Below are 21,335 nucleotides of genomic sequence, written 5' to 3'. Positions count from 1 at the left end.
TCGGGGTGCAGGCCCGGGATTCTAGGAGCGGCCAGTCGCCTTCAACGCCCCAGGCGCTGCCGAAGGCGGCGGGTCATTGTCGCGAGGCGGCGACCCAACGCCAGCATCAGTGCACGGCGTGCAGCGCCCACACTGAGCGCGTAGCGGCCGGTGCGCAGTTGGTCGTCCTGCCGAGCCAGCGACGTATTGAGCTCGGCGAACTGGGCTGTGAGCGCCGAGGACAAGGCCTGCACTGACGGCGCGGGACAGCGCATCGAGCGGGATGCCTCTTCCATGGCAGCGAGAGCACGTTGCGCGGTGACTTCCCACGAAAAGCGCTCAGCCTGTTGCAGGCCATGCGCCGACAGACGCGCGCGCAAGCCGGGCTGGGTCAGCATCTCTTGCATGCGCGCGCCGATGGCGGCTTCGTCGAAAGGGTCGAACAGCGCCCAGTCTGCGCTGATCACCTCGGGCACGCTGGTGGTGTTGGCGCCGATCACAGCGGCGCCACAGCGCATCGCCTCCAGCGCGGGCAACCCGAAGCCTTCGTGCCACGAGGGGAAGACGAACAGCGTGCACAGCACATAGAGGTGTCGCAGGTCTTCATCGCTGAGACGACCCGTCCACACCACCTCGCCATCACGCAGGCCGCAGTCGCGCATATGGCGGTCCACCAGGCGGCGATGGGAATTGGGCACCTCACCCACCATCACCAACTGATGGCCTGCCCTGACGGCTGGTTCCAGCTGGGCGAAGGCGCTGAGCAGGCGAAAGTGGTTCTTGCGGGCGTCCGAGGCTCCGGAGCACAGCACAAAGGGCCGATGGATGCCCAAGCGCTGTCGCAAAGCTGCCGCCAAGGCATCGGGCACCGGCTCCGGCGTGAAGCAGTCATCGGCAGCTGCCGAGATGTTCACCACCCGTTCTGGCGCCATACCCAGATGGGCTATTGCTTCCTGGCGGGAGGATTCCGAAATCGACAGCAGCAGGTCGGCTCTTGCCAGCGCGCGTGCCTTGGCGCGATAGGCCTGATCCAGGGCCGCATGGGATAGATATGCCTTGCTTTCGATGAGCGGGATCGCGTCGTAGAACACTGCTGCCTGCAAAGCGCCGCAAGGCAGGCGACCCAGACTCAGTGTGGCGTTGTCTCCAAAACCCTCGAAGAAGCTCGTCACCAGTACCACGTCGGGCTGCAAGCCCGCGATAGCGGCCTCGCGGGTCAGCTCTGCCAGCTTGCGTCGCACATCGTTGCGCGGGTCGGTCGAGGCCACCGGTCCCTGCGCGTCCCAGACCCGCACATGGTCGGCGTCCAGCCACGGGGCCAGCGACTCACGCAGCGGGCCGATGGTGTCGGCGAAAAGCCCATTAAGCAGCACGAACACCTCGTGCTCGCCCCGCAGGCGCAGCAGCGCCTGGGTCAGCGCCAGGCTGTAGCGCCCGATGCCGCGGTGTCGGCTGCCGCACTGCGCGCCCTGCAGGTCGATGACGATGCGCATGGAAGACAGGAGACGGCGCTGGCGTTCAGGCCTCAAGCATCCACCGCAAGGTGTCCGCCAGCGCAATCGCGGGCACCGCACCGATGGCCGCGTCCAGCCGTGCGCGTGAGCCGATCAGCGTGTGCACCTCGTTGGCCCGCACGAACGCCGGGTTCACGCGTACCTCGATCTCATGCCCCGTGAGCTGACGCATCAGCGCGAGCACGTCCTGCAACGAATGGCCCACGCCCGAGCACACGTTGAAGGTGCCGTTCAGTGCGTCCGGTTCTATGAGCCGCCGGTAGCACTCCACCACCATGCGCACATCGGAAAAGTCGCGCACCACGTCCAGGTTTCCCAGCTCGATCACGGCTTCGTGGCGCCGGAAGTGGCTCACGATCTTGGGCAGCAGGAAGCGATCGCTCTGCCCCACGCCTGTGTAGTTGAAGGGCCGCACGATCGTCAGGGGCAGCCGGTCGGCCCACAGGCGGGCCATGTGCTCCATGGCGAGCTTGCTCACTGCGTAGTCGTTGGCCGGCGCAGGCGGCACCGATTCGTCCAGCACGGTTGCGTCGGAGTTGCCATAGATGTTGGCGCTGCTCGCCAGAATCACCTTGCGCACCCCGTTGCCTTGCTGCGCGAGCGCGTCAAGCAGGTGCCGTGTGCCCACCACGTTGGCCATGTAGATGTCGTCCACCTGCCCGTGAGCGACGAAGGAAATAGCGGCCAGGTGCACTACCACCTCGGGGCGAACGGCCTTCACCACGGCGCCCACCTGGGCCGCGTCACGCAGGTCACATGCGTGGACATGCGCATTCGCGGGCGCTGCGCCATGGCAGGTTCCGAACACCTCGTAGCCCGCCTCACGCAGGGTCTGGGCCAGATGGTGCCCTGTGAAGCCTTCGATGCCGGTGATGAGTGCGCGGGTCATGGTTCGATCAATGCAAGTCGTTGCTGCCCCAGCCATTGGGTGCCGGGCGCCAGAATTACGGGGTGGGCCACCTGCGCGGCCTCGATGCAAAGCATGTGCTGCCAGTCGGTGTCGGGCAGGTCGGCCAGCGCGGCCGCCTTGGCCGGGCCCGGGTTCCACACCACCGTGTCGGCAAAGCCCGATTGATGCACCTCCAGCGACCGTTGGCCCGGGCGTTGCAGCAGCAGCCGTGCGGGCGCATCGCGGTAGACGCGGTCCACTTCACCGTCGATCGACAGATGCGCGTGGCGTTCGGTTGCCACGTCGTTACCGCGGCAGGCATCTTCGTACGTCAGCCCTTCCAGCCCATGCAACGATGCGCGCGCCACGTCCGCGAGCTGTACGTACGTGTGTAGGGCCGCGGTGAATGGCCAGGGCTCACGACCCGTGTTCTCCACGCTCAGCGTCAACGTCAGGCTGGCCGGGCTCAGCGTGACATCAAGGGTCAGCGCAAAGCCGTGCGGCCACAGAGCCCGGGTTTCGTCGCTGCTGAGCAGGCCCAGCCGTGCCCGGGCCACACCGCCCTCGCAGGACCGATGCTCCAGCTGCCACATCGAAGTGCGCGCAAAACCATGCTTGGCCAGCGGCCCGCGCGAGGCGAACTGCGGGAAGCACACTGGCACACCGCCCCGGGTGGCCTGGCCCGGCTGGCGCAGCGGGCTGCAATAGAGCTGCTCGCCGTGCACGGCATGTGCCCACGACAGCACCTGCCCCCCCCACAGGCTCAACTGGGCGCGATGCCCCTCAGGCGTTTCCAGCGCAATCAGGTCAGCAGCCTGCACGCCGGCACATCCGCTCAAAACGAGAAGCCGGCCTGATTGCGGCGGATATCGGCCTCCACCATCATCTGGCAGAGCTGTTCCAGCGTGGTCTTGGGCTCCCAGCCCAGCTCCTTCTTCGCCTTGGCAGGGTTGCCGATGAGCAGTTCCACTTCCGCCGGGCGGTAGAACTTCGGGTTCACGCGCACCAGCGTCTTGCCCGTGGCCCGATCGATGCCTACCTCGCCCTCGGCCTGGCCTTCGAAGGCCAGATCAAAGCCCGCCGCCTTGGCCGCCATCGACACGAAGTCGCGAACGGTCTCGGTGCGGTTGGTGGCCAGCACGTAGGTGTCCGGTTTGTCGGCCTGCAGCATGCGCCACATGCCTTCCACGTATTCCTTCGCATAGCCCCAGTCGCGCTTCGCGTCGAGGTTGCCCAGCTCCAGCACATCGAGCTGGCCCAGCTTGATCTTGGCCATGCTGTCGGTGATCTTGCGCGTCACGAACTCACGCCCACGCAGCGGCGATTCGTGGTTGAACAAGATGCCGCTGGAGCCATGGATGCCATAGCTCTCGCGGTAGTTCACCGTGATCCAGTGAGCATAGAGCTTGGCCACGCCGTACGGGCTGCGCGGATAGAAGGGGGTGTCTTCCACCTGCGGAATGGCCTGCACCTTGCCGAACATCTCCGACGTGCTGGCCTGGTAGAAGCGGATGGCCGGGTTGACGATGCGGATGGCTTCCAGCAGGTTCAGCGGGCCGATGCCCGTGATTTCGGCCGTGGTCACCGGCTGCTCGAACGACACCCCCACGAAGCTCTGGGCCGCGAGGTTGTACACCTCGGTGGCGCCGGTGGTCTGCAGCAGGCGGATGCTGGCGCTCAGGTCGGTAAGGTCGTACTCCACCAGGTGCAGCGAGGGGTGCTTGGCAATGCCCAGTTCCTCGATGCGCCAGAAGTTGACCGAGCTGGTGCGCCGATAGGTGCCGTAGACGGTGTAGCCCTTGGCGAGCAGGAGTTCGGCGAGGTAGGCGCCGTCTTGGCCGGTGATGCCGGTGATGATTGCGGTGGTCATTGGTCTGTCCAACAGATGCCCGAAACCGGGGAGCTAGATCCGAGAAGAGAGGAGTTTGAGCCTAAGCGCACATCTAGAGCCAATAGCCTCCGGCGAAAGTTGAGCCTGGATATCGTGGGCCGCCCTGTCGCCAATCGATGCGCGGAAATGCGAATCATCGAAAATCCTGAGCAACAGCTCTGCGGCGTGTTCTGTATCAGCTTCAGCCCAGTTCAAGCCGGCAACGTAGGGTCCCAGATTCTCCTGGAGCGGCAAAAGATCATAGCTGACCGGTAAAGAGTTTCTAGTTGTCATGAAATCCATATTACCCGACCATCCAGTAGCAACCACCGGCTTCCCCAAGGCCATCATCTCCGCGATGGCAAATCCAAACCCCTCAGCTCTGTGGAGGGAGATTAGACAGTCACATGAATCCTGAAGCGCGAGGAGATCCGACTTCGACATTATTGAGTCGATGAGGTAAACATTGGGTATATCTGCGCAAAGCTCCACCAGCTCCGATGCAGCCCGTGGATGGCGAGCGGCATTTGATGTCTTTATAACTATACCTGCGTCATTGTTCGACGAAAATGCTGACCTGAAGGCCCTAACAGATGCCTGCGGATTTTTTCTGAACTGATACGAGTCAAAATCATACATGAGTAAGACAAGAAACTTATCGAGCGGTAGGCCAAAGTCCTCTCTAGATTTTTGCGAGCGACCGGAAACATCAATAGAATGGGGGACGCAAAAAATAGGCACTGGCGAAATATCTGAGACCGCCTTCTGTACAAAGGAAGTTGGGGTCCAGACCTCAAGCAGTCCGTCGAATGAAGGGAGGAACTTCTTGGGAAGACTTTCCTGCTCCCAGTGCCAAAAACCGATCCTTGCTGCCGAGCGATGACCTTTTTCGCCCAAATAGGAAATGGTGTTCAATGTTTGGTCCGCATTTACGTATATTATATCCACTGGGTTCAATTGAGGCGTGGACAGCGCCAGTATAGATTTATCCATCTTCGGTGTCGGGGCTTGGTACCCAACATCAATCAGGTGAACAGGCACTCGAGCCGCTTGCAGCGCCCACACCAGCCTCCGCGACGCCTCTCCGACCCCATGCTCAGAGGTTACGTAGCCAACCAGATTTACCCCAGGCGGAGCTTCGAACTTTTGGATATCCGCAATTGGCTCGGACAGGGAGGAGTCAACAAGTTCGAGTTCATTCAGATAAAGTGATTTAACCCTAACCGAAAGCAATCTTCGGTCTTTACCGAGGCCCTTTTCGGCAGGAACGAACGATCGAGCAAAATTCAGTTCAATATGAGAATCAGGAGCAAAAGAAAGGCCCGATAGATCTTTATGCCAAGAAAAATCAGAAGAGTTTTCGGTGCCGATAACGTGCTGCGAAACTTCACAGCCATTAACTAGAAGGCGAAGTACCTGTTGCGGGGTAGGCTCATCTGACTCCGCGTAGTAGATTGAAAAGACTTGGCCGGTAAGCTTGATACTAGTAGGACGAACTCCCCTTGGGATGGGAACGCTAATGGTGGGGCCACACCATAGCCCCGCAACTTTAGAGTCACCCTCATGACCGAATATTCCAGTTATTGCCCGAATGCCACTGTTGTTACTGCAAGAAGAAGGGGCCGCCCCTCGTGGGGCTCTATTATCCAATCTTGTAGCTATATGGGCATCTGAGTGCTCGTCGATCACTTTCACAGCGATTAGGGTATGCATTGCCCTCAGGACCTGCCGGGGGCTCACGTGGCGACTTATACCCTCTTTGGAGCGAAGCACGTTCCAGGATACGCGTAGTGCTCCAGGCAATGTCGCGCACCGGTGAGCGTAAACCTCAACAGCGGTGGGATCAGGATCGCGGTTAAGCAATTGCTGGTAGATCACAGAAAGCCGTCTTAATCCTGTTGCTGGAACTGGCGTGCGAACGCCTGCTGAGATGTGCGAAGACTCTGATGAGACAGACTTTGGTCCCAAAAATCCAAGCTGATCGGCTGATCGCCGATAAATATTTAAACACTCAGCAGAGAACCAGTTGTAGAACTCCGCGAGAGATGCTTCAGACTCGTTTATTGGGAACGCGTCCTGCAAATCCGGCCGTGCAGACCAGATGCAGTACATACCGATGGGAACCTGTGCTTTGGTCAATCCTAACTCGGATGATGGGTAAGTCAGGGTATGTACGGAACTGAAAGGATGGTCACCAATAGCGGCCCGAACCGGAGGGGACGTACGGTAGAGGGCTCGGAGTGAATCTGGAATAGGCGTACCATCCTCAAAGCTACCAAACCCATACTTGCATTTGCTGTAAACTTCATATCCACAACCAAGGACCGCCCGAGCGTAATTTTGAATAATTTCCTGAGCTTCCAGACTGAGGTCGGGAGTGCGAAATCTATTTTGATGTTTTGAAAAGCGCTCCGGCTCCTTCGGGTTGAAGCCGCTAAAATGGAAAAACACGAGCGGATACTTGTCGTTAACAAGAAAGTTGCCGTTCCGGTCCTTGGTGATGGCTCTCTGAGCTATATTCCAATACGCAACGTTATACCCCTCATGTCTAATGATGGCGACGTTTTCGAATAGTCCTGGAACCAGATCGATCCAACTCTGATCGACGAAAATTCCCCTGTCCGGATCCACGATGCACTCTCGCTCGAGCTTTGATTGCCACCATTTGAGAAACTCGACGGAGTTGTCGGATTTCTTTAGAGCGCAAAAACCAAAGTTGTAAGTTCCAGCCCTCCTAATATCTAACTCAGTAGGAGAGCGATCATCGGTCAGCCTGCGAGTAAGATGGGGTGTCAGAACAATTTCACCGTCGCACGCGAAGCTTTTTTCTACCTCGACCAAAGGGGCGTATACAAATATGTCCGGGTCAATATATATAACCTCGCGATGCCCCAGATTGAATAGATACTCGAACGCCCAAGGCTTTACGGCGGTGTTTAATTCAAGTACCGTGTATTGAAACAGAAAACCATCTCCATGCGGAAGACCGAGTTCTCGCAGATTTACGGCTGTGAATTCGGAATCGTGCTCCCGGCTAAAACCCATATCTTCATCTACGATTACGCAATAGAGGTGCGCAGATGGATAATGATTCCTGACACTTTTGAGAAGTGTGCGGGCAAAATGAAGATAATTGTTCGAAACTATCGTAAAGAAGCAGTTCATTTTGTGACGTGATGACAGTCTTGTTTGCGAAATTGTAAGCAGGAGTACGGAGTACCCCCATATCACTTCAGGCGGCGCCAGCGTTTCCACCAGGGCAACGCTAGCTGAGAAATTCGATCCTCAAGCGCCGATACGCTATCGCGTACTTCTTCCACGGCCTCATTTAGCTCAGCGGAGAGTTCCTGCTTCATTTCGCTTAACCTCACGGCTAGCGCACTCTGCTTATGTTCACACTCCCGGATCAGTTGCCTTAATCGGGAGGATGATAACTGCAGAGCTTGAAGCTTTCTTGCGGAAGTAAGTGCTACTATGCGCATACTACTTAGTTCGTTGGAGAGGAGCTTCTGGTGATTGATGAGCTTTGCTTCAAGCTCAGCATACGCGCCCAAAACTTTGGTTAGCTCTCCCCTAAAGCGGCTTTCTGAGACATCTACGCTTTGTCGGACGGAGCCAATCATGTCGTTCAGGATAGTGATCTCTCTTTGTAGCATGGCAGTCGTGTCCGCAGATATCTGATCTAGTCGCGCGGAAAACGAGCCGTCAGCTTCCGACAGTCGCTCAAGAAGTTGCTGTCGACTGAATTGGTTTTCCTCTCTAACCTTCTCGATGGCCAAATCTATTTCGCTCATCTCCTTGCTGAACTTCAAATTCATGCTATCCGATACGGCAGCAATAGACGAGTGAACGTCCGCCCTAATCCGAAGATCTTGGTCTTTGATGCTTTCAGTGAAGTGCGTGGAGAATGTTTCGACGCTTCTCGCAATCGCCTCCGTCTCGCGGTGAGCGGTTTTTTCGAGGCTGGATAGGTGAGTTTGCTGCTCAGCGAGGATCTCGTTATGGTCGCGAACGAGAGTCAACAGATGAGATAGAAAAAGTTCAATTTCAAGCGCCCATATGGCATTCCCGTTGTGCTCGCATGGTGTGAGCGACAGTTGATCAGTCGAATCAAGGCATGGCAAAAGGCTTAACCAAATATCTCTAAAAGAACTGAAAGACCACTCGCTGCGAGGGCTGCTCCACATTCGTCGAATTGCCGAGGCGAAGGGGTCGGGCAGCCCCGCATAATGTATACGCGGAGTTCGTAGGGGTGTAGGAGATGCTGTGGACTTGAGTGCAACTTCACCGAGGAAGCAGAAGAATGAGACGAAAATATCTGATGGCCACGCGCAATCTCGAGGGGTTGTGCGGATGGCCCCAAAATCTATTAGCGAGTATCGACCCGAAGCCGTAACTATTACGTTCCAGGTGCGTAGATCTGTATGGTAAAGACCGTTATGCTCGAGTGCGCATAGCTGATCGAGAATTTGGCTGATCAATTCAATGGGAGAAACTGGTGCCCCTGAAAGTAGTCTCTCAATCAGGAGTTCTCCCTCAACTAATTCTCGAGCCAAGACACAATGGTAATGATCTTTCTCGAAATGAAGTGGCAGCGGCGTGTCTTCTAGAAGATCTGAGTACCGGCTTAGATAGTCGAACTCTGAGGTGATCTCCTCAATATTGTGCTGGGCTAGTTGTCCGTCTATCCGGAACTGCTTAATCAGTATGCCGTTTCCAAAGAAGTATCTTCGTGTTCCCATTGGACCATCTTTGGCCAGCGGGTGAGGAGATTTGGTATACCTTTCAAAGGTGAAGACCCGATCTCTCAATATGACCATTCGATTGCTACATACGAAAAGAGGCCTTTCAATATCGGAGAGGTGCGTTTTAGTCTCACGCAGCCGTCTTATGAAAGAGAAAGGTTCAAGCGTTGCATGCGGATCTTTAGGTAGTGATTTAGCCCAAGGCAGTGGCTCCTCGGCCAAGGCGAGTTCGACAACCGCTACAGCACTACATTCTGCAAGCTTAGAGAAAAGTAAAACTACTGAGTCGTGACCTGACCTATCTGCGATGTGGTGAAATACGCTGAGACCGAGAACTAGGTCGTACTGATCTTTCTGTATCTTCGATATAAGATCAGAGACTTCTTGTGTTTCGAACCGAACATTGCTCAGGCCGGTGGATTCGGCTAGGGCTTGGCAGACATCTATATTTTCCTGGAGATAGTCCACCCCAACAACGTTCGCACCAAGCGCCGCCAAACTGAGCGAAAAATATCCTTGAGCACAACCTAAGTCGAGTACGTTGAGAGCGCGGCCCAGTTGGTTGGAGAGAACAGAGTAGAGTGTGACTACCTGCTCTAGTCGTTCCCTGCAGGTGCGCTGAGCATCTTGAAATTCATTCTCGTGCCCAAAGATCGGTTGATATATTTCGGGCAATGCCGCAACCAACTCAGATATCTTTCGTTTAGAAATATGCGAGTCGATTGACATAATCTCACCGAGCGGCGATTGCCTTCATCGCGTCAATTGGAAAACACCGATCGCTGGGTATGCGATTGACGTTATGATATTAAGGAACTTCTGCAGCTCGACGGCCGGGGCGTTGGACACGTACACCACGTCCTTGTTGTTCACCGGGAAGCTCTGGGCCACGAAGAAGCTGGTCGGGTCCTTCAGGTCGAGGTTGTAGATCACGGGGACGCGACCGTCCGGCGTGGTGTTGGCGGGGGGGGTGGCCCAGTTCAGTGCATCGGCCGCTTCCAGGCGGAAGATGAAGACGCCCTGGGCATCGGCACGCTGGTCGCTCAGGCCCCCGGCGCGCGCCAAAGCCTGGGCCAGGGTGATGCCCGTGGCTTCGAAGGGGATCTCTTCGTTGCGGCCGGTGGCGCCCAGGGCGGTGAAACTGAGCGGTTGGAACAGGGCCGTGACCACGTCACCCGGTTGCAGCGGAATGTTCTGGCGAGGGTCGCGGATCACCAGGTCCAGCGGCATGGCGTGCACGGCCTCGCCACGCGTCACTTGGATCATGATCTTGTTCACAGGCTGCCGCACGCCTCCGCTGGCGGCCAATGCATCCAGCAGGCGCTCGCCCTTGGGCGTGATGGGCATGCGCACGCTCTGGCCCACTTCGCCCACCACGGTCACGTTGGCACTGGCATTGCCCGTCAGCCGCACCAGCACCTGGGGCTGGTTGGCCTTGCCAGCCAGGCGGCGGGCGATCTCGGCTTCGATTTCGGGCAGGCTGCGGCCGGCGGCCCGGATGGTGCCGGCGAAAGGTACGTTGATGGTGCCCTCGCGGCTGACCACCTGATCGGGCAGGGCCGATGAGCGGCTGCCGGGCAGCACCGCCGTGCGGGTTTCCAGGGCCGAGGTGCCGAACAGCAGCGCCGGCGGGGCTTCCCAGACGGTCACTTCCAGCACGTCGCCCGCGGCCACCGTGCCGGGCAGGATGCTGGGTTGGGCCAGGCTTTCGGCAAACACGCCCTGGCGGCGTTGGGCCAGCAGCTGCCGCGCCACATCGTCCGTGATGCGCACCACCTGGATGGCCGCCGCGTTCGTCTCGCCGTTGGCGGCTTGTGCCACTTCCGACCGGCTGGGGCCGGTGGTGGGAATGAAGCTGCCTGTGGCGCATCCCGACAGCGCGGCGGCTGCAAGGCCCCAGGCCAGCGCGCGCCGGGCCAGGGAGGCGGGGAAAACAGGGGAAAGGTTCATGTTCATGGGTGCTGAGGGATCCCCAGGGGCAGGCACGCGAGCAGTTGCCGCGCGCTGTCCGACCAGGTTTGCCAGGGAATGGCAGGGCCGGTGCGCCGGCCGTGGGTTTGCATGTCAGCCAGCCACTGGCGCAGGGCCGCCGCCAGAGTCTGCGGGTCGTTTCCGCTGAAATAGCGCGCCGCATTGGCGCCCACCTCCCGGAACACCGGGATGTCGCGCGCCAGCACGGGCCGGCCGTGGCAGGCCGCCTCCACCAGCGGCAGGCCGAAGCCTTCCGCCTGCGAGGCCATCAGGGCCCCGTCGGCGTGACGGTATAGAACCTCAAGCGCTTCGTCGGAGGGATGGTCGAGCCAATGCAGGCGCTGGCCCAGTTCGGGGTGCTGGCGGATGCGTGCGAGGAGGTCCTCCACCTTCCAACCCGGCTTGCCCGCGATGATCAGGTTCACATCCTCGCCCTGGGCCCATAGCTGCTCGAAGGCCGACAGGGCCTGCGCATGGCCCTTGCGGGGCTCCAGCGTCCCCACCATCACGACGCTGGGGCGACTCCCCAGGCCCGACAGCCAGGCGTCGAAGGCGGCTGGCCGACCCTGGCTTGGCACGCTGGCGCGCAGGTCGCCCCCCAGGTGGATATGGTGCAGGCCAATGCTGTGGGTGGGCAGGTGGTAGCGCTCGGCGAGGTGGCTCTCCAGTTCGTTGCGCACCGACTCGGAGATGCACACGGCGCCATCGGCCAGCAGGGCCACGGCGCGCAGCCAGCGGGCGAAGTGGCGCTGGGTGCGAGGGTTGAACCACTGTGGATGCAGGACCGGCAGCAGGTCGTAGACCATGAAATACAGGGCCACGCCCTGCTTCTTCCAGCGCGCCAGTTGTCCGAAATGCCGCGGCACGAGGTGTGCGGACAGGTCCAGGCCCAGGAAGACGTCGCCCCGGCCCACATGCAGCGGCGCCCCAGCGCCGGCCCCCGACCAGGGCAAGCCGTTCAGCGCAGGGGCGGTGCGATAGCCCCGGTATTTGGTGGCGCGCACCAGGCGCACCACCCATCCGGGCGGGGGGTTCTCGAGCAGTTGAGCGAGCAGGGCGCGCACCACCCGCTGGATGCCGGTGCGGGCATCTTCCCGCACGATGACCGACACATCGATCAGCAACTGGCGAGACGCGGCCGCGCCGCGGTCTGTGCGGCCGCCGCCGCGCACCATCTGGCGCCCCAGGGGGACAGGCAGCAGGGTCAGGGGGGCGACCCAGGCCTTGTCGATGAGGCTCAGCATCCGGCCCCTCCCGTGCGGCCTGTGCCAGGGGGCAAGGCAGGCCGGTTCACGACGAGTGCTCCTGATAGAAGGCATACGCCTCGTCAACCGTGTCGAAGTTGTGCATCCGGCCTCCCACCAGCACCGAGGCACGGTCGCAGTGGGAGCGAACGTAGCCCGGGTCGTGCGAAACCAGGATCATCGCGCGATCACCCCGCTTCTCAAAGAGCTCGACCCGGCATTTTTCGTGAAAACGCGCGTCGCCCACGGCCACGATCTCGTCGATCAGGAAGCAGTCGAACTCCACCACCATCGAGATGGCAAAGGCCAGGCGTGCTCGCATGCCGGCCGAATAGGTGCGCACCGGCTCGCGCAGGTAACGCCCCAGTTCCGAGAATTCCTGCACGTACTCGATCTTGTCTTCGGCGTCCCGTCCGTAGACCCGGCAGATGAAGCGCAGGTTGTCCAGCCCGGTGAGAGCTCCCTGGAAGGCGCCGCCAAAGGCCAAGGGCCATGACACGCTCATATCGCGCACGATGCGGCCCGCGCTGGGGCGCTCTGCACCACTGATCAATCGGATGAGCGTGGACTTGCCCGCGCCGTTGCGGCCGAGCACGCCCACCTTCTCGCCGGGGCGCACACGCAGGTTCACGCTGTCGAGCACATGCACCGACCCATGCCGCGTGTGGTAGCGCTTGTGGATGTCGTCGAGCCGGATCATTCGGGCATCACCTCGCGGCTGATGCGGCGCAACACGGCGAGCCCCATCACGCTCAAGCCAAGACACGCCGTGGCCATGTAGGCCAAATCGTAATGGGCGCGGATCGACTGACCAAAGTAGCCTTCACGCAGGTATTCGACGCCGTGCACCATGGGGAGCAGCAGCACAAACTCCTGCGCCTGCTTGGGCAGGGCATCCACCAGGAAAGCAGCGCCGGACAGAGGGAACATGATGTAGGCGGCCGGGTGCCAGAACTTCTCGACAAGCTCGGTGCGCTCGTTCAGCGAGCCAAGCAGAATGGCCAGCGACATCCCGAACCAGGCCAGCATGACCCAGCCGACCATCACCTTGACGATGTCCTCGGGCGGGTCCATCCAGCCGATGGCGGTGAAGAACACCGACAGGGCGATGAAGGACATCGTGGCGCCCGCCCCTTCAAGCAACAGCCGCGCGGCGAAAACGTCCATCACCTTGACGTTGCGGTGATACATGAGCGACAGATTGGGTTCGATAGCGCCGATGCACCGCCCCGGCATGTTGCGCCATAGCAGAACAGACGAATAGCCGGTAATTGCAAAAGCTACGATGGGCAGGTTGGAGCCATGCGCCGCCTTGGCAATCGTCCACAAGGCCGTCACCCCCAGCGTGAACAGCATCGGCTCCACGAACAGCCACAGGAAACCGATGTTGTGCCGGCCGTAGCGCGTGAGAATCTCGCGCATCAGCAGTGCGCCGATGACCCGGCGCTGCACGGCCCAGGACTGCAGCAGGGAGGAGGAGGCGCCGCTGCTCATGCTGGCCCCGGGGTCAGTCCTGGTGCTCGCGCACGCCGGCGATCAGCATGCTGAGGATGCCCCACAGCACCAGGCCCAGCGCCACCACGGCGAGGAAGGACCGCAGGCGGCGTGGTTCGGTGGCCACGTCGGGGAGGTTGGGCTGCACGATGCGCTCGAGGTAGAGCTGCTTGCGCTGGGCCTCGTTGCGGGCCTGTTCCAGCGACACCAGGGCCGCGGCAAGCTGGCGGTCGGCAAACTCGCGCTCCAGCGCCAGGCGCTGGAACTCGGCAGCCTTGTTGGTGAGCGAGCTGCGGCCGCCGGACACCTTGGCGATCTCGGCATCGATCTCGCCCTGCAGCGTGCGAGCCTTGACCTGCAGGGCGGGCAGTTGCGGGTTGTCGGGCGTGAAGGCGCGCAACTGGGCAAGCTGGGTCTTGGTGAGGATCAGCTCGTCCTGGAGCTTGGAGATCTGCTGCAGGTGGATGGTGGTCTGGCGTTCCGGGTCCACCACCGCCTGCTGGTTGCGGAACACCGCCACGGCCAGGGCGGCCTCCTTGGCCTTGCGCTCGGCTTCGGCCACCTCGGCGGCAGCGAACCGGATGAGATCCTGCCGGCCCCGTTCGTTGAGCTTGTTGACGAGCTGCTCCGCGGCTTCAAGCAGCAGTTCGTTCATCTGCCGCGCTTTATCCGCCGAAAAAGCCGTGACGGTGAGGGTGGAAATGGACGACAACGTGTCCAGGTTCACCGCCACGCGCTTCTGGTAGTAGCGGTGCAGAGCCTCGAAACTCTCGTCGAAATCGAGCGACGGGAAGCGGTTCAGGCGGTCGATGCGGTCATTGGAGAATGCTCCCCGCAGGTCGAGTTTCTCGTCGAGCAGACCCAGGGCGTCGCGGGATAGCATGTAGTCATGCACGGTGTACACGTCATCCGGCGCCCGAGCGAACCCGGAGAAGCCGGTGCCTTGCAGCAAGGCCCCCAGACCACCCGTCTGCTGCTTCTGGGGGCTGCGCACGATGAACCGCGACTCGGAAACATAGATATCCGAGGCGAACACACCATAGTAGAGTGCTGCCAGCAGCGTGGGGACCAGCACCGTGGCCACAAAGAGCCGGTGCCTGCGGACAAATGAGAAAAAGCGCTTGAAGCCCTTGGGCGCTTCAGCGCTCGTGTTCGGAGCGAGCGACATGAATACCTATTCGTTGCCGGTCGCCATCAAACCAGCAATTGTTCAATGCACCGCACACCTTGCTCGACGAGCTGGGCGTTGCCTCGGCTTTCGACGTTCAGGCGCAGCAGCGGTTCGGTGTTCGAGCCCCGCAGGTTGAAGCGCCACTCGTCGAATGCCAGGCTGAGGCCGTCGGTGCGGTCGATGGCTGGATTCGCGGATGCGAAGTGTGCCATGACACGCTCCAGGGCCCCGGCGATGTCGGTCACGCGGTAATTGAGCTCGCCGCTGCAGGGGTAGGCGGCGACGCGCTCGCGCACCAGGGTCGAGAGCGCGCGACCCGAGCGGCTCATCAGCTCGGCCACCAGCAGCCAGGGGATCATGCCGCTGTCGCAGTAGGCGAAGTCCCGGAAATAGTGGTGGGCGCTCATTTCGCCGCCATAGACGGCATCTTCCAGCCGCATGCGCTCCTTGATGAAGGCGTGGCCCGTCTTGCTTTGCACGGGGACGCCGCCGGCAGCACGAACGATGTCCACGGTGTTCCAGGTCAGGCGCGGGTCGTGGACGATGCGTTCCCCCGGGTGCTTGGCCAGGAAAGCCGCCGCCAGCAGCCCGACAATGTAATAGCCTTCAACGAACTGACCGGCCTCATCAAATAGAAAACATCGATCGAAGTCACCATCCCAGGCGATGCCCATGTCGGCCTGATGCCGGACCACGGCCTCGGCGGTGGCCGACCGGTTTTCGGGCAGCAGCGGGTTGGGAATGCCGTTCGGGAAGCTGCCGTTGGGCTCGTGGTGGATCTTGATGAACTGCAGCGGGGCGCCCAGGCCGGCGAGGCGTTGCTCCAGGGCGTCGACCACATGGCCGGCCGCGCCGTTGCCGGCGTTGACGACCAGGCGCAGGGGCTTCAGGGACCGGGCATCGATGTACCCCAGCAGATGGTCGACATAGGCCGGCAGCGTTGATTGCCGGGTGAGCGTGCCACGGTGGGCCGATGGGCCGAACTCCCCGCGTTCGGCCACGGCCTGGATGTCGCGCAGCCCGGTGTCACCGCTGATGGGGCGGGCACCCTCGCGGACGAGTTTCATCCCGTTGTAATCGATCGGGTTGTGGCTGGCCGTGACCTCGATGCCGCCATCCACGCCGAGGTGGAAGGTGGCGAAATAGACCTCTTCCGTGCCCGTGAGGCCGAGGTCGATGACGTCGCTGCCGGCGTCCATCAGCCCGCGGGCGAGCGCGAGTTTCAGCGACTCGCTGGTGTGGCGCACATCACCCCCCACCACCATCCGCCGGGGACGGATCACCTGCCCGTAGGCGCGGCCGATGCGGTAGGCGACGTCCTCGTTGAGCTCGTCACCGAGCCGCCCACGAATGTCGTAGGCCTTGAAACAGCTCAGCGTCATCAGCAGCGTCCGTACACGTCCTGGAAACGCACGATGTCGTCTTCGCCGAGATAGTCGCCGCTTTGCACCTCAATCAGCACCAGCGGCAACTTCCCCGGGTTCTCCAGGCGGTGTTTGTGGCCCGCCGGGATGAAGGTGGATTCGTTGGTGCGCAGGAAGATGTCCTGCTCGCCATTGACCACCTTGGCGGCGCCGCTCACCACGATCCAGTGTTCGCTGCGGTGATGGTGCATCTGCAGGCTCAGGCTGGCGCCGGGCCGCACCTCGATGCGCTTGATCTTGAAGTTGGGGCCCTCCTCCAGCACGGTGTAGGTGCCCCAGGGGCGAGCGACCGTACGGTGGAGCTTGTAGGCGTCGTGGTTGCGCAGCTTGAGCGCGGCCACCACCTTCTTGACGTCCTGTGCGGCGTCTTGTCGGGCTACCAGCAAGGCGTCCGGGGTGTCGACGATCATCAAGCCGTCCACACCGACGGCGGCCACAAGGCGGTCTTCGCTCTGGACGAAGGTGTTGCGGCTGTCCACCAGGATGGCATCACCCGCACAGCGGTTGTTGTGTTCGTCTGGCGGCACGAGGGAGCTGATGGCGTTCCATGAGCCGATGTCGTTCCAGCCAAAGCGGCCGGGGACCACACTCACCCGGTCCGAACGCTCCATCACCGCGTAATCGACGGAGATGTCGGGCAGTTGACCGAACGGCTCGGCGGGCAGGTCAATCATCGCGCCCTTGGCATCGCGATCCACCGCCATCGCATCCCAGCAGGCCTGGGCCCGCGCATGCACATCAGGGGCATGCCGGGCCAGTTCCTCCAGGATCACGCCGGCCTTGAAGCAGAACATGCCCGAGTTCCAGAGGTAGCGGCCCGAGCCGACGTACTCCCGCGCGAGCTCCAGGGAAGGCTTTTCGACGAACCGCAATGCACGCCGGCCCGAGCCCTGGGCTTCGCCGCACTCGATGTAGCCGAACCCCGTTTCGGGCCCCGTGGGCTCGATGCCGAAGGTGACGAGGCGGTTGTCGCTGGCCAGGGCGTGTGCGTCCCGCACGGCGCCGGCAAACAGATCCCGATCGGCGATCAGGTGGTCGGCGGCCAGGATCAGCATCACGGCATCGGCCCCGTGGCGCTCCTGGACATGAAAGGCCGCCATGGCGACGGCGGGCGCTGTATTGCGCCCGGCGGGCTCCAGGAGGTAGCTGGGCGAGAGGGCATCGCCCAGGTGGGCACGCGTGAACTCGTCCTTGCTCATGAAGAAGTAGTCGCGGTTGGTGACCGTGACGACCTCGCCCCCGGTGGCCACGCTGGCGGCACGCCGATAGGTCTTCAGCAACAGCGTTTCGCCGTCAGCCAGTTTCATGAAGGGCTTGGGATGGCCTTCGCGGGAGACGGGCCACAGGCGCGAACCGGCTCCGCCGGACAGGATGACAGGGATCAGCATGGAGGGAGGGGAGAGGAAGCTGGAAACTGCTGTACGCCGACCGACAGGGAGAGCAAGAAGGCGCTGCCGCCAAGAACATAAGTTGAAGGCCTGATTTTCGCGCGACTTTAGCCCATGGCATAGCTTTTGCCGCCCCGCTCCACGTGACAAAGTGCGTCAATCACCCTTCAGGGGGTGTTGCTGGTCCCCACGGCCCTCCTGGACAGGGGCAATGCGAGAATAGGCGCCGTTCCGGCGCGTCAGGCGCCCCTCTTGGGTCACTTGCCTCATGAAGAAGATCGCCATCGCCGGCACCGGCTACGTCGGCCTGTCCAACGCCATCCTGCTGGCGCAGCACCACGAGGTGGTGGCGCTCGATATCGATGCGGCCAAGGTGGAGATGATCAACGCGCGGCGCTCGCCCATCGTGGATGCCGAGATCGAGGACTACCTGGCCACCCGGCCGCTGAAGCTGCGCGCCACGCTCGACAAGCGCGAGGCCTATGAAGGCGCCGACTTCGTGGTGATCGCCACGCCCACCGACTACGACCCCGAGACCAACTACTTCAACACGCGTTCGGTGGAAGCGGTGGTGCGCGACGTGATGGCCGTGAACCCGCAGGCGGTGATGGTGATCAAGTCCACCATCCCCGTGGGCTACACCGAGCGGCTGAAGCAGGAGACGGGCAGCCCGAACCTGATCTTCTCGCCCGAGTTCCTGCGCGAAGGCAAGGCGCTGTACGACAACCTGCACCCCTCGCGCATCGTGGTGGGCGAACGGTCCGAACGCGGCCAGGTGTTTGCCGACCTGCTGCGCGAAGGCGCGCTGAAGCCCGACGTGCCGGTGCTGCTGACCGACAACACCGAGGCCGAGGCGATCAAGCTCTTCGCCAACACCTTCCTGGCCATGCGCGTGGCCTATTTCAACGAGCTGGACACCTATGCCGCGGTGCACGGGCTCGACACGCGCCAGATCATCGAGGGCGTGTGCCTGGACCCGCGCATCGGCCGCCACTACAACAACCCTTCCTTCGGCTACGGCGGCTACTGCCTGCCCAAGGACACGAAGCAGCTGCTGGCCAACTACCAGGACGTGCCGCAGAACCTGATCCACGCCATCGTCGAGGCCAACACCACGCGCAAGGACTTCGTGGCCTTCGACATCCTCAAGCGCAATCCGAAGGTGGTGGGCATCCACCGCCTCATCATGAAGGCCGGGAGCGACAACTTCCGCGCCAGCAGCGTGCAGGGCGTGATGAAGCGGCTCAAGGCCAAGGGGGTGGAGGTGATCGTCTACGAGCCGGTGCTCAAGGACGAGCAGTTCTTCAACTCGCGCGTGATCCGCGACCTGGCCGAGTTCAAGCGCCTGTCCGACGTGATCGTGGCCAACCGGCGCGTGCCCGAGCTGGCCGACGTGGACGAGAAGGTCTACACGCGCGATCTGTTCGGGGGGGATGCCTGAGGGCTCATGGAGCCTCTTGTTCGTCGGCCCCGTGCAACTGCTCGAGCAAGAGTGCCTTGACCTGCTGGTGAAGCCTGGGCAGGTCTGCCCGAGTCGTTGCCCACACCATCTCGAGGTCGACGTTGAAATAGCCGTGTGAAACGGCATTGCGCATCTGGTAGGCGACGGCGAGAGGCAACTCTGTATGGGCTGTCGCGAACTCGGTGTGATGCTTCTCGATGTTGTGGCAGGCTTCGCCGATGACTTCCAGGTTGCGAATCACGGCGTCCTGCACCATTGCTTCGGACAGAAATCCCGACAAGCTCAAACCCGTGGTGTAGCGCTCGATGCGCTCGATGGCGTCCAGGATGTGCGTCAGGTAGTCGATCAGACGTTGTTTGTCTCGGCTCATACCGGTTGAGCTTCTGAGAGCACCTTGGCGCGGAACTTCTCAGGCAACGCTCGTGGCGTCAGGACATCGACAGGTACGCCAAGGAGTTCCAGCAGTTCATGCCGGATGGCCCCAATGTCGAAGAGCGTTGCCTCGGGCAGGGGGTCGACCAGAATATCCAGATCGCTGCCCTCTGCATCGTCGCCGTGGACGACGGAGCCGAAAACGCGAGCATTGCGGGCGCGATGGGCCTCCACCACGCGCCGGATCGCTTCCCGATGGATGGCAAGGGCGATGGAGGGTTTCATGCGGGCGGGCAGATGGATGTCGGTGGCTGTGATCATGATAAGGGTTCAGGGCCGCCATGTTGTTTTCCACAGGCTTGGGGCCTGGCGCTTTCCACGCAGGGACGCGAATGTATATACTGTATATACTACATTCCGTCCGAGGCAGCATCATGTTCTCCAGGCTCTTTCGCAGCGGCAATTCGCAGGCTTTGCGCATTCCCAAGGAACTGGCGTTCCCGGCCGACATGCAGGACGTGGAGATCGAGCGGGTGGGCGACACGCTGGTGGTGCGCCCGGTGCGCCGTCGCACCATGGCTGGCCTGCGCGAGGTGCTGGCCGAGTTTCCGCCGGGCTTCATGGCCGAAGGGCGGGGTGAGCAGGAGCAGGCCGAGCGCGACTGGTTGCCGGAGCGTTGAGCATGCGTTTCATGCTCGACACCAACATCTGCATTCATCTGATCCAGCGACAGCCGCCCGATCTGCTGGCGTGCTTTGACTCCCTCAAGGTGGGTGAGGCGGTGATGTCCGTGGTGACGCTGGCCGAGCTGCGCCATGGGGTGGAGCGTGATACAGCAGTGCGCGATCGAGCCGACATGGCGCTGGTGCGGCTGCTCGAGTACCTGCCCGCCCTGCCCTTTGGCGAGGCACAGGCGCACCGCTATGGCGTGCTGGCTGCAGCCGTGAAAGACCGCCGGCGCGACGCGCTCGATCGCCTGATCGCCGCCCACGCCCTCAGTCTCGACCTGACCCTGGTCACGAACAACGAGGCCGATTTCGCAGGCTACCCGGGTTTGCGGGTGGAGAACTGGTTGACGGATCACACCCGACGCACGGGCCCCGGGTAGCGGGCCACCTGGGTGTCGGACGTGAGCAGCATGACCCCCTCCACCGTGGCCTGGGCCACCAGGAGCCGGTCGAAGGGGTCCTTGTGCACGGGCGGTAGCTGATCGACCGAGACGGCGTGCTCGCTGGTCACGGGCAGTTCCTGATAACCGTTGTCGAGCAGGCTGCGACGCAGGACGCGAGGGTCCACCTGGAAGTCGTTGCGCCCGAGCCCGCGCTTGATGGCCACCTCCCAGAGGCTGGCGGCACTGAAGAACAGCTCGTTTTCGGGGGCGGTCAGCAGCATGCGTGCCGCCTCCGACAGGCGCTCCGGCGCGCTGGCGGCCCACAGGAGCAGGTGGGTGTCGAGCAGCAGCTTCATTCGCCGTAGAACATCTGCTGGATCTCTGCCTGGCCCAGGGTGTCGAAGTCGTCGGGCACGGTGATCTGCCCGGCCAGAAAGCCCAGGCGCCGTATCGGGCGGGGATCGGGGGTGTCCAGAGGGACGACCTTGGCGATGGGGCGTCCGGCCTTGGCGATGACAAACGGCTCCCCGCGCGCCACCTGTTCGAGCAGGCGCGACAGATGGGTCTTGGCGTCGTGGATGTTGACGGTTCGCATGGCAGGGTGACTTAGCTAAGTCTTGGTAGTCTAGTCTATCTGGCGACCCACGGCAATGCGACCGTCGAAGAAGTGGAGGGCTCGGTGAGACAATCCGCCCTGCATT

20 protein-coding genes are annotated in these 21,335 nt (G+C 61.7%); 3 read left to right on the top strand and 17 right to left on the bottom strand.

Features of this window, described 5'->3' with window-relative positions; translation table 11 throughout:
- Positions 1 to 41: 41 nt before the first annotated feature.
- The 13 genes from C1704_RS04005 to C1704_RS03945 all read right to left on the bottom strand — a co-directional run bounded on the left by C1704_RS04005 (position 42) and on the right by C1704_RS03945 (position 17,689).
- Positions 42 to 1,472, bottom strand: a complete 1,431-nt coding sequence (locus C1704_RS04005; protein ID WP_104301225.1) for a glycosyltransferase family 4 protein — start codon at positions 1,470 to 1,472, stop codon at positions 42 to 44.
- A gap of 25 nt (positions 1,473 to 1,497) precedes the next feature.
- The gene (locus C1704_RS04000; protein WP_104301223.1) at positions 1,498 to 2,382 is read right to left on the bottom strand and encodes an NAD-dependent epimerase/dehydratase family protein; all 885 of its coding nucleotides are present in this window, start codon (positions 2,380 to 2,382) and stop codon (positions 1,498 to 1,500) included.
- Positions 2,379 to 3,203, bottom strand: a complete 825-nt coding sequence (locus tag C1704_RS03995; protein ID WP_104301221.1) for a D-hexose-6-phosphate mutarotase — start codon at positions 3,201 to 3,203, stop codon at positions 2,379 to 2,381. The genes C1704_RS04000 and C1704_RS03995 overlap by 4 nt, the downstream gene beginning before the upstream one ends.
- 14 nt (positions 3,204 to 3,217) lie before the next feature.
- Positions 3,218 to 4,252 carry a GDP-mannose 4,6-dehydratase gene (gene gmd, locus C1704_RS03990; protein WP_104301219.1) on the bottom strand — a complete coding sequence of 345 codons (1,035 nt, stop codon included), beginning with the start codon at positions 4,250 to 4,252 and terminating at the stop codon, positions 3,218 to 3,220.
- A 33-nt stretch (positions 4,253 to 4,285) separates the two neighbouring features.
- Complete coding sequence (locus tag C1704_RS03985) at positions 4,286 to 7,417, bottom strand: glycosyltransferase family 4 protein (protein WP_104301678.1); 3,132 nt, start codon at positions 7,415 to 7,417, stop codon at positions 4,286 to 4,288.
- Positions 7,418 to 7,479: 62 nt separating this feature from the next.
- Positions 7,480 to 9,726, bottom strand: coding sequence for a methyltransferase domain-containing protein (locus C1704_RS03980; protein WP_104301217.1), 2,247 nt, complete (start codon positions 9,724 to 9,726; stop codon positions 7,480 to 7,482).
- A 24-nt stretch (positions 9,727 to 9,750) separates the two neighbouring features.
- Complete coding sequence (locus C1704_RS03975) at positions 9,751 to 10,947, bottom strand: polysaccharide biosynthesis/export family protein (RefSeq protein WP_104301215.1); 1,197 nt, start codon at positions 10,945 to 10,947, stop codon at positions 9,751 to 9,753.
- Positions 10,948 to 10,949: 2 nt separating this feature from the next.
- Positions 10,950 to 12,212, bottom strand: a complete 1,263-nt coding sequence (locus C1704_RS03970; protein ID WP_170064618.1) for a glycosyltransferase family 4 protein — start codon at positions 12,210 to 12,212, stop codon at positions 10,950 to 10,952.
- A 46-nt stretch (positions 12,213 to 12,258) separates the two neighbouring features.
- Positions 12,259 to 12,912, bottom strand: coding sequence for an ABC transporter ATP-binding protein (locus tag C1704_RS03965; protein ID WP_104301211.1), 654 nt, complete (start codon positions 12,910 to 12,912; stop codon positions 12,259 to 12,261).
- On the bottom strand, positions 12,909 to 13,706 hold the full coding sequence (locus C1704_RS03960; protein ID WP_104301209.1) for an ABC transporter permease: 798 nt from the start codon (positions 13,704 to 13,706) through the stop codon (positions 12,909 to 12,911). Before C1704_RS03960 ends, C1704_RS03965 begins: the two co-directional genes overlap by 4 nt.
- A gap of 13 nt (positions 13,707 to 13,719) precedes the next feature.
- Entirely contained in the window at positions 13,720 to 14,874 is a 1,155-nt protein-coding gene (locus tag C1704_RS03955) for a KpsE/RkpR family capsule polysaccharide export protein (RefSeq protein ID WP_104301207.1), read from the bottom strand.
- A gap of 26 nt (positions 14,875 to 14,900) precedes the next feature.
- Positions 14,901 to 16,259, bottom strand: coding sequence for a phosphohexomutase domain-containing protein (locus C1704_RS03950; protein ID WP_272867976.1), 1,359 nt, complete (start codon positions 16,257 to 16,259; stop codon positions 14,901 to 14,903).
- Complete coding sequence (locus C1704_RS03945; protein ID WP_104301203.1) at positions 16,259 to 17,689, bottom strand: mannose-1-phosphate guanylyltransferase/mannose-6-phosphate isomerase; 1,431 nt, start codon at positions 17,687 to 17,689, stop codon at positions 16,259 to 16,261. Before C1704_RS03945 ends, C1704_RS03950 begins: the two co-directional genes overlap by 1 nt.
- 268 nt (positions 17,690 to 17,957) lie before the next feature.
- Between C1704_RS03945 and C1704_RS03940 the strand changes: the two genes are divergently transcribed.
- Positions 17,958 to 19,130 (top strand): nucleotide sugar dehydrogenase, encoded by a 1,173-nt coding sequence (locus tag C1704_RS03940; protein ID WP_104301201.1) that lies wholly within the window; start codon positions 17,958 to 17,960, stop codon positions 19,128 to 19,130.
- Between the two features lie 4 nt (positions 19,131 to 19,134).
- On the opposite strand, the gene C1704_RS03935 is transcribed toward C1704_RS03940, so the two are convergent.
- Positions 19,135 to 19,521: a HepT-like ribonuclease domain-containing protein gene (locus tag C1704_RS03935; protein ID WP_104301199.1), complete on the bottom strand. Its 387-nt coding sequence runs from the start codon at positions 19,519 to 19,521 to the stop codon at positions 19,135 to 19,137.
- Positions 19,518 to 19,808 carry a nucleotidyltransferase family protein gene (locus C1704_RS03930; protein ID WP_104301677.1) on the bottom strand — a complete coding sequence of 97 codons (291 nt, stop codon included), beginning with the start codon at positions 19,806 to 19,808 and terminating at the stop codon, positions 19,518 to 19,520. Before C1704_RS03930 ends, C1704_RS03935 begins: the two co-directional genes overlap by 4 nt.
- 149 nt (positions 19,809 to 19,957) lie before the next feature.
- Here C1704_RS03930 and C1704_RS03925 point away from each other — a divergent pair, with 149 nt between their 5' ends.
- Both C1704_RS03925 and C1704_RS03920 read left to right on the top strand, forming a co-directional pair.
- Positions 19,958 to 20,203, top strand: coding sequence for an antitoxin (locus C1704_RS03925; protein ID WP_104301197.1), 246 nt, complete (start codon positions 19,958 to 19,960; stop codon positions 20,201 to 20,203).
- Between the two features lie 2 nt (positions 20,204 to 20,205).
- Complete coding sequence (locus tag C1704_RS03920) at positions 20,206 to 20,631, top strand: type II toxin-antitoxin system VapC family toxin (protein WP_104301195.1); 426 nt, start codon at positions 20,206 to 20,208, stop codon at positions 20,629 to 20,631.
- On the opposite strand, the gene C1704_RS03915 is transcribed toward C1704_RS03920, so the two are convergent.
- Together C1704_RS03915 and C1704_RS03910 are read right to left on the bottom strand one after the other, a co-directional pair.
- Positions 20,604 to 20,990 carry a type II toxin-antitoxin system VapC family toxin gene (locus tag C1704_RS03915; RefSeq protein ID WP_104301193.1) on the bottom strand — a complete coding sequence of 129 codons (387 nt, stop codon included), beginning with the start codon at positions 20,988 to 20,990 and terminating at the stop codon, positions 20,604 to 20,606. The genes C1704_RS03920 and C1704_RS03915 overlap by 28 nt on opposite strands.
- Positions 20,987 to 21,229: a type II toxin-antitoxin system Phd/YefM family antitoxin gene (locus C1704_RS03910; RefSeq protein WP_104301191.1), complete on the bottom strand. Its 243-nt coding sequence runs from the start codon at positions 21,227 to 21,229 to the stop codon at positions 20,987 to 20,989. The genes C1704_RS03915 and C1704_RS03910 overlap by 4 nt, the downstream gene beginning before the upstream one ends.
- Positions 21,230 to 21,335: the final 106 nt, after the last annotated feature.

Source organism: Caldimonas caldifontis (assembly GCF_002930615.1).
GTDB lineage: Bacteria > Pseudomonadota > Gammaproteobacteria > Burkholderiales > Burkholderiaceae_C > Caldimonas > Caldimonas caldifontis.
Note: the sequence above shows the minus strand (reverse complement) of the source record. Positions and strands in the feature narration are given on the sequence as shown.